Below are 12,525 nucleotides of genomic sequence, written 5' to 3' on the forward strand. Positions count from 1 at the left end.
AATCCTCATTCGCGCCGGACCACAATGCGAGTCGCACCACGTGTGTCGGTTGCGCTGACCGGCGCCGGGGGTGGCAGGCACGGCGGACGGCGTGAGGGGCGAATGGCGGCAGACAGGTTCGGCGGAATCCGGCGCACGGTACTCGCGCCGGTGGCGCTGCTGTCCGTGCTCTCCGGCTGCGTGAGCACTCCCGTCGCCGGCACCGCGGCCGTCGACGCCTGTTCCGCGCGGATCGCGGTCTTCGGCCCACTCAGCGGCGAGTCGGCCAATCTCGGTCGCAACATCGGCGAGGGCGTACGCCTCGCGGTCGACCAGTACAACCGCGACCGGCCCGACTGCCCGGTGCGGGTCGTGGACTTCGACTCCCAGGGCGACCCGAAACGGGCCCCGGCGCTGGCCCAACAGGTCGTCGCCGACCAGCGGATACTCGGCGTGGTCGGGCCGGCCTTCTCCGGCGAGTCGGAGGCCGCCAACCCGCTGCTCGACCAGGGCAGCGTGGCCACCATCAGCGCCTCGGCCACCGCGGCCAGTCTCAGCGAACGCGGCTGGGCCACCTTCCACCGGGTGCTGGGTAGTGACGACACCCAGGGGCCGGCCGCCGGCCGGTACATCGACACCGTCCTGGCTGGCCGGAAGGTGTTCGTCATCGACGACGCCGGCGCGTACGGGCAGGGTCTGGCCAGCAAGGTGATCGAGGTGCTGGGTGACCGGGTGGTGCAGAGCATCACGATGCCGCCCGGCCGCGCCGACATAGGCGACATCGTCACCCAGATCCAGGCAGCCGCCCCGGACACCATCTTCTACGGCGGCTACTACGGCGAGGCAGGGCGACTGCTGCGCCAGGCCCGGGCGGCGGGCGTGACGGCGACCTTCGTGGCCGGCGACGGGGTCAAGGACGACGGGTTCGTTGCCGAAGCAGGGCTCACGGCCGCCCAGGATGCCGTCATCACCTGCCCCTGTCGTCCCCCGGAGACCGTCGGCGGTTCGTTCACCCGGGACTACCACGACATGTTCGGCCGGCCGCCCGGGACCTTCAGCGCCGAGGGGTACGACGCGGCGACGGTCTTCCTGCGCGGCATCGAGGCCGACCGGCTCAGCCGGCGCGCCATGGTTCGTTTCGTCAGTTCCTACGAAGGACCCGGCCTCACCACCACGGTGCGGTTCACCCCGTCGGGCGAGCTCGTCGACTCATCCGTCACCGTCTGGTCCTACCAGGTCCGAGGCAGGGCGCTGGTGGCGGACCGGCCCATTCCCTGAGATACCCCGGAGTCGCCACAATGACCATCGTCAGCCCGGCCAGCATCGGTCACCATCGAACACGGCGCCCGCCGCCGGACACCCGGCTGCTGCTGCGCGAGGCACCGCTGAGTGAACATGGCATCGTCGAGGCGGCCCTGGCCTGGCGCCAGCTGCGGCCCACCACCTTCCGCTCCCCCTTGCAGACCGGCTCGCCGGTACGCCAGCCACACCTTCCGTTGGCGCAGACCGACCACGAGCCGGTGGCGTCCCGGCTGGCCCGGGCCCTCACCGGCTTCACCTGGGCGGTGGTGGCGGAATCCGGGGACGGCGGGTCGCCCCGCTTCTCGGTCACTGTGCCCCGCAACGACTACCACCGGGTGCTGCGGGCGCTCACCGTGGTCTGGCGCGGCTGCCGGCGCGATTTCGCCCCCGGCACCGGCCAGGGCAGCCCCGGCGCGGCGGTGGCGCTGTGGCGGATGGCCCTGTTGCTGCATCCGGTCCGGCCGGGCGAGCGGGCCGTCCAGGTCCGCACCACGGTGCCGTTCGCGGCCGAGATGCTGTGCGAGGCGGCGGCCGTGCTGCGGATCGACACCTCGCACCAGCGGACCGGTGCCGCCCATGCGGTGGTGATCCGCGACCTACGCGGGGTCCACCGTCTGCTCACCTTGACCGGCACGCCGGACCGGCCGGCGACGGTCGGCGCGGCACGCCGGTCAGAGTGGCCCGCCGTCCTCGGCGTCGGACGGTGACGATCGGGCCGGGTCGGTACCGAAGCCGTCGAGCGCGGCGCGCTCGTCGGGCGTACGCAGCTCCTGGAACACGGTGATGTGCAGCCCGGCTGGGGCGTCGAGGCGGGCGTTGACCGAGTGCCACGGCGTGGTGGTGGGTGCTGCCACCTGCTCGGCGCCGGCGGCGACCAGCCGGTCGGTGGTGGCGGCGGTGTCGTCGACCTCGAACGCGACTCTGATGTGCGGTGCCACCTGTCGCCCCACCTCGACGTCGTCGATCATCCGCTGCTGCGCCGGGTTGGCGATCTCCAGCGTCGCGCGGCCCGCGTCCAGGATCACCACCCGGGCACCGTCGCCGCTGGAGAATGCCGCCTGTTCCGGCAGGCCGAGCACGTCGCGGTAGAACCGCACCGCCGTCTCGTAGTCGTCCGCCGCCACCACGAGCCGCAACTGGCGTACCGGTGAGGCGGGTACCTCTGATGAGCTCACCGCTGTCGACCTCCTGTCCGTGTCGGTGAGCGCCGCTGCCGACCCTCACGATCATCCGATGGCCTGGCCGCCCGCACCGCTACGGCCTCCTCGATCAACTCTCGGTCGGTGAAGTTGATTCCTCAGTCGGGCAGGTCGGCGATGCGGGTCGAGAGCTTGCGCAGCATCGCGAGTTCGTCGCTGCTCACCTGGTCGAGGAAGCGGGATCGGACGGAGACGACGTGGTGTGGCGCCGCTTCGGCGAGGACCCGGTAGCCGACGTCGGTCAGGTGCAGGATGCAGCCCCGGGCGTCCTGCGGGTCGGGCTCCTTGTCGATGAGCCCCCGGGCCTGCATGCGGGCCGCGTGGTGGGACAGGCGGCTGCGCGACCACTCCATCTTGGCGGCCAGGTCCTTCAGCGCCCACCGCCGGTCGGGCTTCTCCGACAACGTGCTCAGCACCTCGTAGTCCGCCGGTGACAGCCCCGAGTCGTGGGCAAGGTCCCGGCCGATCCGGGCGGGCAGCGCGACGAGCAGGCGTCGGAAGGCACGCCACGCCTGCTCCTCGTCCGCACTGAGCCAGGGGGCGTCCACTCGGCGATCATACAACTCGTTGACACATCATCAAACGGCACAGTACTTTCGTTGACATGTCACTGAGATTTCCTGACACACCGCTGCGCGTCCTCGTCATCGTCGCGAGCACCCGCCCCGGTCGGCTCGGACCCGCGATCGCCGACTGGTTCGCGCGGACGACCCGACCGCACGCCGCAACCGATGGGCTGGTCGTCGACATCGCGGATCTGGCCGACGTCGGACTGCCGCTGCTCGACGAGCCGGAACACCCCTCCAGCGGCAGCTACGTACACGAGCACACCCGCCGGTGGAGCCGGACGGTCGCGGCCGCCGACGCGTTCGTGGTGGTGACACCCGAGTACAACTTCGGCATGCCCGCCGTGCTGAAGAACGCCCTCGACTTCCTCTACCAGGAGTGGGCGTGGAAGCCGGTGGGCTTCGTCAGCTACGGCAACACCTCAGCCGGCACCCGCTCGGTGCAGATGACGAAGCAGGTCGTCACCACCCTGCGGATGATGCCCATCGGCGCCACCGTCGCCCTGCGCATCGCGGACAACACCCGCGAGGGCCAGGTGACCGGTTCCGCGGCACTGGATCGAGCCGCCCGTGGAGTGCTCCTCGAACTGGGCCGGGTGGCCCGTGCGATGCGGCCGCTGCGCATCGAGACCGAGGGCGAGCACACCGGCGTCCGCGGGCCGGTCAACGCCCTCGCCCTGGCCGAGGGCCGCGCTGAGGACCTGGCGGAGTTGCTCGTACTCCAGCGCTGCTGCTGGGTGCAGGAGGCCCTCGCCAACGACACCCTCGACCTGGCGCCACTGCGGGAGACCCTCGACGAACTGCGCGCATCGATGTCGACCTGGCGGCTGTGGTGCGTACGCCGCGACGGTCGCCTCGTCGCGGCGGTCCGCGCCCGGGCGCACGAGCGGGCATGGCTGATCGGTCGGCTCATGGTGGCGCCCGACCAGGCCGGCACCGGCATCGGCTCCTGGCTGCTCTCGCACGCCGAGGGGCAGGCTCCCGAGGAGACCACCCACTTCGCGTTGTTCACCGGCCATCGCAGCACCCGCAACATCAGGCTCTACGAGCGCGCCGGCTACGCCGTCACCACCGCCGAGGACACCCCGGACGGCAGTGTCCACCTGGTCAAGCCACGGCTGTCGACCGGACCGGGTCGACAGACTGGGTGTCCGGAACCCCAGCGTGCGCCAGGATGATGGCATGACATCGGAATTTGGGGCGTCGTGAGTCGGACCGGCACCGCGTCCGCGCGGCTCACCGAGGTGCGGGATGGCTTCTGGCTGCTCCCTGCGGTCTTCGCGGTGGGCGCGGTGGCATCGGCGATCGGCCTGTCCGCACTGGAGTTCCGGCTGAACCTCCCGTTCGGGGGGATCCTGCCCGGCGGCCCTGCCGGCGCCCGGTCGCTGCTGTCATCGATCATCACGGCGATGATCTCCTTCACCGCGCTGGTCTTCTCCATCACGATCGTGGCCCTGCAACTGACCAGCAGCCAGTACTCCCCACGGGTCCTGCGGACCTTCCTCCAGGACCGGATCATCCAGGCGACGCTCGGTACCTTCGTCGCCACCTTCCTGTTCGCGATGGTGGTGCTCGCCGCACTGCCGGCCGAGGAAGACGAGGGACTGCCGGAGCTGTCTCTCGCGGTGTCGATGGCGCTCGTCCTCGCCAGCAGTGGCATCTTCATCTACTACCTGCACCACATCACCACGGTGATGCGGGTGTCGCAGATCATCGCCTCGATCGGCGCGCAGACCCGGCGCTCGATCGAGCGTCTCCCCCCGCCGGACGAGCCGCAGGCGGCCGTGCTCGGCGAGGTCACGCAGACCGTGCCGGCCGTGGAACCGGGGATGCTCAGTCACGTCGACCTCGCCCTGCTCGCTCGACTGGCACGCCAGTACGACTGCGCCATCACCGTCCTCCCCGTGCCGGGTGACTTCGTCGTCGAGGGAGCGCCGTTGGTGCGCGTCCACCGGGCCACCGACAGCCCGGCGGCCCGGTCGGTGCCGGCCGACCGGATCAACCAGGGGATGACCATCGGAGTGGAACGCACCCCGGGACAGGACCTCGGCTTCGGCTTCCGGCAACTGGCCGACATCGCCGAACGCGCGCTGTCCCCGGGGATCAACGACGTCACCACGGCGGTGCGGGCCCTGCAGGAAACGCACGACCTCCTCCGCCGACTCGCGATACGCCCCGATCCGACCCACGTCGTCCGGGACCGTGACGGCACGGTCCGCGTCCGGATGAACGGCATCGCGTACGACACCCTCCTGGCCATGGTCATCGACGACGTCCGGCTCCTCTCCGGTCAGCAGCCTCGCGTCGCACGGCTGCTGGACGAGATCGTCGGTGACCTGGCGACAATCGCGCTCCCCGCCCACCTGACGGCGATCGTGCGTCGTCTTCCGTCGTCAGCCGGCGACAGCGACTGACGGCCCGCCGACGCCCGGTCACCGTCTCCCCCGCGCAGCAGACCCGGCCACGGCAGGCTCAGACCAGGTCGAGCTCGATCTCCGGCGTGATCGTCACACTGTTGTGCACCGTGCAGTGACCGGCCACCGCTCGCAGCGCGGGCCACTTCTCCGGTGGCAGGTCCGCCGGTGGCCGCAGGGTGATCCGGATGGCCGCGACCCGGGCAGGGCGGTCGGTGGCCATCTCGAACGAGGCCGTCACCTCCAGCCCGGTCCGGCCGTACCCGTGCCGGCTCAGGTAGCGTCCGGCGTAGTACGCGACGCACGCGGCGAGCGAACTGACGAACAGCTCAGTCGGGGTGGGCGCGGTGTCGGCGCCGCCGGCGTCGACGGGCTGGTCGGTGCGGAGGCAGTGCCCGCGCACCTGGATCTCGTACGCCTCACCGGCGTTGAACCGCACGTCGACCGTGTCCAGGCCGACTTCGCTGCTCGTGGACGACATGGCCCCTCCTCGTCGGTACCTCACCTCCCCTCCATCCGATCCCGGCGCGGCAACCGACGGCAGGGCCGTTGGACCCGCCGGGACCGGCAGGTTGGCACCGACCGGCCCAGCCAGACCGTCGAGGCGACGTGACGACCGCAGTCCCGCAGGCCCCCGGTGGCCGAGGGCCGCCACCGGGATGCCGGTCAGACCGTGACGTACGTGGCCGTGCCGGGCGCGAGCCAGCGCAGGCTCTCCCGTACCCTGCCCGGGGCAACGGCGAAAGCGGCCTCGATCGCGGCCCGTCCCTCGGTGAAGTGGCCCCAGCCTTCGTAGTGCACCGGCAGCACCGTATGCGCTTTGACCAGGGCGCACAGCTCGGCACCGTCGGTGGCCGTCATCGTGAAGCGCAGCGGGCCGGTCAGACCGAACTGCACCGCGCCCAGGTGCAGCACCATCGTGCCGATGGCGAACCGGTCGGCCACCTGCCGCACGCCGGGGTAGAGCACCGTGTCACCAGTGATCCACAGCCGGCCGTGCCGCTGGCCCTCCCAGCGCAGCACGAAGCCGGTGACCTCGCCGGCAACCGGCCGGCTCAGCGGCGGTCCGTGCCGGCACGGCGTCGCGGTGACCTCGATCGTCGGCCGGCCCGGGGCGGTCAGCTCGGTGCCCTGCCAGGCCCCGAGCCCGACGGCCCGCCCGCCGAGCCGGCGGCCGCCGGCCACGGTGGTGACGACCTGACCCGCCGCCGGCAGCAGGGCCCGGCCTGCGTCGTCCAGGTTGTCGGCATGGTGATCGTGGGTCAGCAGCACCGCGTCGATGCTGCCGAGCGAGTCCGCCGGCACCGCCGGACCGGTCAACTTCCGCGACGCCGTCCCCCAGCCGAACCGGTAGGTCCGGCCGGGGGCGTCGAAGGTCGGATCGGTCAGGATCCGCCAACCGGCCACCTCGATGAGCGTGGTCGGACCGCCGATGTGGGTGATCCGCAGGTCACTCATCGCGCGTGCTGCACAGCCCAGTCGAGTACCTCGTCGGCGATTCGCTCCCAGCCCTTCTGCGCAGGCAGCAGGTGCGCATAGCCCTGGTACTCACGGCGCTCCGTGACGGTGTTCGACTTGTAGTGCTTGGCGTTCGACTCCTGGATGGCCGGTGGCATGATGTGGTCCTCGGATCCGGAGACGAAGAGCAGCGGCGCACGGCTGTCGTTGTGGTAGTTGACCCAGGTGTCCTGGTGCCCGGGTCGGAAGTTGGCCAGCACGCTGCCCCAGAGGATGCCGCCGTTGGCCGGGATGGCGTAGCGCTGCCACAGCGCTCGGCCCTCCTCCTCGGTGAACGTGTTGGTGAAGGCGTACTGCCACTGCTCGAAGGTCAACGGCACCGCCTTGTGCCGGTTGGCTGGGCTCTTGAGCACCGGAAAGGTCGACTTGACCTGTGACAGCGGCACCACTCGCACGCCTTCGGTGGGCGCGGAGTTCAGTGCCACGCCGGCCGCGCCGAAGCCGTGGTCGAGCAGGATCTGGGTGAACGCCCCGCCGGCCGAATGGCCGATGATGATCGGAGGGGTCTCCAGTGCCCGGAGCACGCTCTCGTAGTGCTCGATGATCTGCGGCACCGTGGAGTTCAGGATCGGGGTGGGGTCGGCGTTGAGGGCCTCCACCTCGACCTCGTAGCCCGGGTAGGAGGGAGCGATGACCCGGAAGCCCTTGGCCTCGTAGTGGCTGATCCAATTCTCCCAGCTGCGCGGAGTGACCCAGAATCCGTGGACCAGCACGATCGTGTCGGGTGCCATGTCAGGCGTCCTTTCCGGACAGGAGTGGGCAGGTAGCGGCTGAGCAGTTCCTGGTACGTGTCGAGGATGCTGTGCGACGGCCCGGCGCACCCGAGTATTCGAGCATTCTCGATGCGGGTCGCGGAAGCCTCGCCACCCAACTGTCGGAGTTGCGCGGCCGCCCCGATTGGCCGGCACCGGGCCAGCAACATCACGCCAGGGCGGCGGCAGGAGTGTTCCGGAGATCCGTCCCAGCGGACCGGCGCAGGGGGAGGAAAGACTCGCTCCCCGCCATTCTCAACATATACCGCGTCGGGGGGCTTGCGGCAAGACCCGGGTCGTGCCGCAGAATCGCTGGCCGCGGGCCATGACCTGCGGAAATAGGAGTTGGCGCCGTGAACCAGCTGACCACCAGTGCGTTCGACCTCCCCGAACGTCTCTCCCCCAAGGCCGACCCGGCGCTGATCGCCGTCGATGAACAGCACTTCGCCGCCATCGGGGAGAGCCTCGGACAGCTGTTCGCCGACCTGTCCGGCCGCCTCGACGCCGCACTCAGGGCACCCGGCGGCGTGGGCCGACGGGCGATGGACCGGGACATGGAGGTCCACCGACTCACCGCCCGCCTGCGCGCCCTGCGCCGCTTCGGTCTGGACCTGTGCATCGGACGCATGGTCGGCGCAGCAGACCCCGATCCCGTGTACGTCGGACGACGTGGCCTCTCCGACGGCGCGGGGCGTCGGCTGTTGCTCGACTGGCGCTCTCCCGCAGCTGCGCCGTTCTTCGCAGCGACCCATGCCGACCCGATGGGGCTGGCCAGCCGCCGCCGGTATCGCTGGACCGGTGGCCGGATCAGCGACTACTGGGACGAGGTGTTCACCCTGGACGGGCTTGACGGGCACGCCGCACTCGACGACCAGTCCGCCTTCATCGCCAGCCTGGGCAGCAACCGGTCGGCCCGGATGCGAGACGTCCTCGCCACCATCCAGGCCGACCAGGATGCGATCATCCGCGCGGGATCGAGTGGCGCACTCGTCGTCGACGGCGGCCCGGGCACCGGGAAGACCGTCGTCGCGCTGCACCGCACCGCCTATCTCCGGTACGCCGATCCCCGTCTCGGTCACCGACGGGGCGGTGTGCTGTTCGTCGGCCCGCACCAGCCCTACCTGGCGTACGTCGCCGACGTCCTGCCCAGCCTCGGCGAGGAGGACGTGCAGACCTGCACCCTGCGGGACCTGGTCCCCGAGGGCGCCACGGCAGCCATCGAGACCGACCCGGCAGTTGCCCTGCTGAAGTCGTCGGCGGAAATGGTGCAGGCGATCGAGGCGGCCGTTCGGTTCTACGAGGAGCCACCCACCGCTCCGATGACGGTCACCACCGACGAGTCCGACATCCTGCTGAGCGCCGACGACTGGGCCGAGGCGTTCGAGGCGCCAGGGCCCGGCACCCCGCACAACGAGGCGCGTGACGAGATCTGGGCGGAGTTGCTCACGATCCTGACGGACAGGTACGACGGCGACGAGCCGGATGACCTGGTCCGCAGGTCGCTGCTGCGGAACAGGGATCTGCTGGCGACCTTCAACCGCGCCTGGCCGCTGCTCGACCCGGCCGACCTCGTCGGCGACCTCTGGTCGGTCCCCGCCTACCTACGCAGATGCGCTCCCTGGCTCAGCGTGGACCAGGTCCGCAAGCTACAGCGTGGCGCCCCCCATGCCTGGACGGTGTCCGACCTGCCCCTGCTCGACGCGGCGCGGCAGCGGCTCGGCGATCCGGAGGCGTCACGACGTCGGCGTCGGCACGATGCCGCTCTCGCGGCCGAGCGCGAGCACATGGACAGGGTCGTCGAAGACCTGATCGAGGCCGATGACGACCCCGAGGGCGTGATGCCGATGCTGCTCGGGCAGGACATGCGGGATGCCCTCGTCAACGACGCGGCACTGTCCGGCACCGACCCCGACCGGCTCGTCGGCCCGTTCGCGCACATCGTGGTGGACGAGGCTCAGGAACTGACCGATGCGCAGTGGCAGATGCTGCTGCTGCGTTGCCCGTCCCGCAGCTTCACCATCGTCGGGGACCGCGCCCAGGCCCGGCACGGCTTCCCGGAGTCGTGGCCGCAACGGCTGGAGCGGATCGGGCTCGACCGGATCACACTGGCCCGCCTGAGCATCAACTACCGGACGCCGGAAGAGATCATGGCGGAAGCCGAGCCGGTCATCCGAGCCGTGCTCCCGGATGCCAACGTGCCGACCTCCATCCGTGGCAGCGGCCTCCCCGTCGTACACGGAGCTCTCCGCGAACTGGGCTCGATCCTCGACACCTGGCTCACCGAGCACGCCGACGGGATCGCCTGCGTCATCGGCGATCCCACCTTCCAGGCGACGTCCCGCGTCCGATCGCTGACCCCGGAGTTGTCCAAGGGTCTCGAGTTCGACCTGGTCGTCCTCGTCGACCCGATGAACTTCGGCCATGGCATCGAAGCAGCGGTCGACTATTACGTCGCGATGACCCGAGCGACTCGGCAACTCGTCATCCTGACGAGTCGATGAGGACGCTCACGCGAACGTGCGGTGGTCTCGATACGGCACGGAAATGAGGGTGGGGTGCCGGCGGTTGCCGGCACCCCACCCCTTTGTTCGTCAGGCTACGCGGAGCAGGTGGCGGTGGGTGTGGTGTTGTTGCCGTTCTTGTAGAGCGTGATGCCGAAGTTGTTGCCGTTGCCGTTCGGGCGTGCCGTCAGGGTGCCGCTGCTGCCGCTGACCGAGGCGTTCCAGCTGTTCTGGAGGCTCTGGCTGCCGTTGGTGCGGATGCTGACGGTCCAGTTGCTGCTGCCGCTGACCGAGAAGTTCACGTTGAACCGGTCGCTCCACTCGTCGGCGCGGCTCACGCTGACCGAGCAGTTGCCGTTGCCGGGCGGCGGGGTGGTGGGGCCGGGGTTGGAGGCGCCGGTGCCCACCGTGATGTTGGAGCTACCGCTGCTCTGGTATCCCTCGGTGGCCATGATCTGGTAGTAGTGGTTGCCGAGGTTCATGCCGCGGCTGGCCCACGCGTCGAAGTGGTTGCCGGTGGTGATGGTGCCGCCCACCCGCTTCGAGGTCCGGACGCTCCAGTACTGGTAGAACGTCTGGGTGCCGTCGATCGAGGGCTGGTTGACCCGCTGCGTGCGGTAGATGTCGTACGTACCGCCGTCGGTGTTGACCGTGCCCATCGAGTTGGCGCCCGGGGGCCGCCACGAGCCCCAGCTGTCCACGATGTAGTACTCGACCAGCGGGCTTCTCGTCCAGCCGTAGAGGGTCAGGTACGAGTTGCCGTTCGGGCTGTAGGTGCCCGAGTAGGTCACGCTCCGTCGCGTGCCAGGGTTCCAGCCCTTACCGGCGACGAAGTTGTTGACGTTGCTCCACTGGGTGCTGTACTGGCCGCCGTTCCCCATGGTCATGGAGACGTTGCCACTGTCCTTCCAGAAGGAGAAGAAGTAGCCGTTGTGGTTTCCCTCCTGGTTCGACGTGACGGTCTGGGCGTGGGCGGGGCTGGTCGCGATCGCCACGGTTCCGGTCGTGACCAGCGCTACGGCACAGGCCGCGCCGATGAGCGACCTGAGGCGTCCGCGCCCGCGACTCCTCAGTCGGACGGGGCCGTCGTTCATGCTTCCTCCTCATGACGGCTGGCCGGCGGCCAGCAGTGCGCTACGAACCGGCGGGTCTCGGTGGCTGGGCGGCCGCCATTGACTGTCGGCGTCGCACCGCGTGGTGGTGGTGGTGTGGACCGGTCGCCCTGCACGATGACCGGCGGAGTAGGTCGCGATGATCGACAACAATTGAGCTGCGTCGATGGTCAGAAGTATTGGTCGGTCGCGGTCGAACCGTCAACAACTTCCGGAAATACTCTGGAAACCTGGACCCGGCGGCCTGCCCGCGTCGGGATGCGTTGATGCTGCTCAGCAGCAACACCTGGGGGGATTTTCGCATGACGCGGCTGTGCGGCTCGCCGGCTCACGACCAGGATGTGGGGCTGCCACCAGCGGAAGTTTCCAAAACCTTTCGGACGACAGGAGGTGGCCGGAGACCGGACGACGGCGGCGGGACCGTGCACCCGCGCCGGTTAAGGTGGGGCCGAACTGTTCGATGGCATCGACCCGCGGCAAAGAGGACGGACCCATCCATGGACGGCATTGATCCTGCGGTGCCGCCCAGTGGCACGGGGTGTGCCGACTGTGAGGCTGCCGAGCCGCCCGGCTGGTGGTTCCATCTGCGGCGGTGCGCCCAGTGCGGCCACGTCGGATGCTGCGACTCCTCGCCCGGCCAGCACGCCACTGCGCACGCCGGCGCGACCGGACACCCGCTGGTGCGTAGCTTCGAGCCGGGCGAGGAGTGGTTCTGGCACTACGACGAGCAGGTGATGTACGAGCAGGGTCCCGCGCTCGCGGCACCCGTCCACCGCCCGCTCGACCAGGGCGCCCCGGGGCCGACCCAGCGAGTGCCCGCGGATTGGCAGCGGCACCTGCACCGCTAAAGGACGTCTCGTAACTCGGTGAAGGCGTTGCCTGGCAACGGTGCTGGTGTCAGCCGAGCAGGATGATGTTGTGGAGGTGGGCGATGCCGGAAGCGGTGTCGGTCAATGTGTGGGCGGCGCGGCGGTAGTCGCGCAGGATCTTGAAGTTCTTCATGCGGGCCAGGGCGTGTTCGACCTGGGCTCGGACGGTGCGGTGCTGCTTGTTCAGGTCCTTCTTCCACTCGGGGAGTTCGCTGCCGTCGGTGGGTTTGCGGTAGGGGATGATCACGTCGGGGTTGCCTCGGTAGGCGCCGTCGGCCATGACCGCCCGTCCGGCCAACTTCTGGTCGATGCC

13 protein-coding genes are annotated in these 12,525 nt (G+C 70.0%); 6 read left to right on the forward strand and 7 right to left on the reverse strand.

The window, feature by feature from the left end; all coding sequences use genetic code 11:
- The first annotated feature begins 102 nt into the window (after positions 1-102).
- Complete coding sequence (locus tag BMY89_RS08215) at positions 103-1,257, forward strand: branched-chain amino acid ABC transporter substrate-binding protein (RefSeq protein ID WP_170147734.1); 1,155 nt, start codon at positions 103-105, stop codon at positions 1,255-1,257.
- 20 nt (positions 1,258-1,277) lie between these two features.
- The gene (locus tag BMY89_RS08220) at positions 1,278-1,988 is read left to right on the forward strand and encodes a hypothetical protein (protein ID WP_092377319.1); all 711 of its coding nucleotides are present in this window, start codon (positions 1,278-1,280) and stop codon (positions 1,986-1,988) included.
- On the opposite strand, the gene BMY89_RS08225 is transcribed toward BMY89_RS08220, so the two are convergent.
- Together BMY89_RS08225 and BMY89_RS08230 are read right to left on the reverse strand one after the other, a co-directional pair.
- Complete coding sequence (locus tag BMY89_RS08225) at positions 1,953-2,456, reverse strand: VOC family protein (protein ID WP_092377322.1); 504 nt, start codon at positions 2,454-2,456, stop codon at positions 1,953-1,955. The genes BMY89_RS08220 and BMY89_RS08225 overlap by 36 nt on opposite strands.
- 122 nt (positions 2,457-2,578) lie before the next feature.
- Entirely contained in the window at positions 2,579-3,028 is a 450-nt protein-coding gene (locus BMY89_RS08230) for a MarR family winged helix-turn-helix transcriptional regulator (protein WP_092377324.1), read from the reverse strand.
- 56 nt (positions 3,029-3,084) lie between these two features.
- On the opposite strand from BMY89_RS08230, the gene BMY89_RS08235 reads away from it, so the two are divergent.
- Together BMY89_RS08235 and BMY89_RS08240 are read left to right on the forward strand one after the other, a co-directional pair.
- Positions 3,085-4,224 (forward strand): bifunctional NAD(P)H-dependent oxidoreductase/GNAT family N-acetyltransferase, encoded by a 1,140-nt coding sequence (locus tag BMY89_RS08235; protein WP_092377327.1) that lies wholly within the window; start codon positions 3,085-3,087, stop codon positions 4,222-4,224.
- 27 nt (positions 4,225-4,251) lie between these two features.
- Complete coding sequence (locus BMY89_RS08240; RefSeq protein WP_170147733.1) at positions 4,252-5,460, forward strand: DUF2254 domain-containing protein; 1,209 nt, start codon at positions 4,252-4,254, stop codon at positions 5,458-5,460.
- Between the two features lie 58 nt (positions 5,461-5,518).
- Here BMY89_RS08240 and BMY89_RS08245 read toward each other — a convergent pair whose 3' ends face one another.
- The 3 genes from BMY89_RS08245 to BMY89_RS08255 form a co-directional block, all read right to left on the reverse strand.
- Complete coding sequence (locus BMY89_RS08245) at positions 5,519-5,941, reverse strand: OsmC family protein (protein ID WP_092377332.1); 423 nt, start codon at positions 5,939-5,941, stop codon at positions 5,519-5,521.
- A 185-nt stretch (positions 5,942-6,126) separates the two neighbouring features.
- A complete protein-coding gene (locus BMY89_RS08250) occupies positions 6,127-6,918 on the reverse strand; it encodes an MBL fold metallo-hydrolase (protein ID WP_092377335.1) in 792 nt (263 codons plus the stop codon).
- Positions 6,915-7,709: an alpha/beta hydrolase gene (locus BMY89_RS08255; protein WP_092377338.1), complete on the reverse strand. Its 795-nt coding sequence runs from the start codon at positions 7,707-7,709 to the stop codon at positions 6,915-6,917. Before BMY89_RS08255 ends, BMY89_RS08250 begins: the two co-directional genes overlap by 4 nt.
- A 383-nt stretch (positions 7,710-8,092) precedes the next feature.
- Between BMY89_RS08255 and helR the strand changes: the two genes are divergently transcribed.
- Positions 8,093-10,231: an RNA polymerase recycling motor ATPase HelR gene (helR, locus tag BMY89_RS08260; protein WP_198413991.1), complete on the forward strand. Its 2,139-nt coding sequence runs from the start codon at positions 8,093-8,095 to the stop codon at positions 10,229-10,231.
- Between the two features lie 95 nt (positions 10,232-10,326).
- Here helR and BMY89_RS08265 read toward each other — a convergent pair whose 3' ends face one another.
- The gene (locus BMY89_RS08265) at positions 10,327-11,325 is read right to left on the reverse strand and encodes a glycoside hydrolase family 11 protein (RefSeq protein ID WP_092377344.1); all 999 of its coding nucleotides are present in this window, start codon (positions 11,323-11,325) and stop codon (positions 10,327-10,329) included.
- Positions 11,326-11,840: 515 nt separating this feature from the next.
- On the opposite strand from BMY89_RS08265, the gene BMY89_RS08270 reads away from it, so the two are divergent.
- Entirely contained in the window at positions 11,841-12,191 is a 351-nt protein-coding gene (locus BMY89_RS08270; RefSeq protein ID WP_092377347.1) for a UBP-type zinc finger domain-containing protein, read from the forward strand.
- Between the two features lie 49 nt (positions 12,192-12,240).
- Here the strand turns inward: BMY89_RS08270 and BMY89_RS08275 are convergent.
- On the reverse strand, positions 12,241-12,525 hold a 285-nt coding region (locus BMY89_RS08275), incomplete at its 5' end, for a transposase family protein (RefSeq protein WP_139217923.1).

This window comes from Micromonospora phaseoli, assembly GCF_900109115.1.
GTDB classification, from domain to species: domain Bacteria; phylum Actinomycetota; class Actinomycetes; order Mycobacteriales; family Micromonosporaceae; genus Micromonospora; species Micromonospora phaseoli.

Bases quoted from the DNA above. Each gene is read 5' to 3' on its own strand.
- BMY89_RS08265 (WP_092377344.1), bottom strand. From the start codon at position 11,325: ATGAACGACGGCCCCGTCCGACTGAGGAGTCGCGGGCGCGGACGCCTC.
- BMY89_RS08220 (WP_092377319.1), top strand. From the start codon at position 1,278: ATGACCATCGTCAGCCCGGCCAGCATCGGTCACCATCGAACACGGCGC.
- BMY89_RS08245 (WP_092377332.1), bottom strand. From the start codon at position 5,941: ATGTCGTCCACGAGCAGCGAAGTCGGCCTGGACACGGTCGACGTGCGG.
- BMY89_RS08255 (WP_092377338.1), bottom strand. From the start codon at position 7,709: ATGGCACCCGACACGATCGTGCTGGTCCACGGATTCTGGGTCACTCCG.
- BMY89_RS08250 (WP_092377335.1), bottom strand. From the start codon at position 6,918: ATGAGTGACCTGCGGATCACCCACATCGGCGGTCCGACCACGCTCATC.
- BMY89_RS08235 (WP_092377327.1), top strand. From the start codon at position 3,085: ATGTCACTGAGATTTCCTGACACACCGCTGCGCGTCCTCGTCATCGTC.
- BMY89_RS08270 (WP_092377347.1), top strand. From the start codon at position 11,841: ATGGACGGCATTGATCCTGCGGTGCCGCCCAGTGGCACGGGGTGTGCC.
- BMY89_RS08215 (WP_170147734.1), top strand. From the start codon at position 103: ATGGCGGCAGACAGGTTCGGCGGAATCCGGCGCACGGTACTCGCGCCG.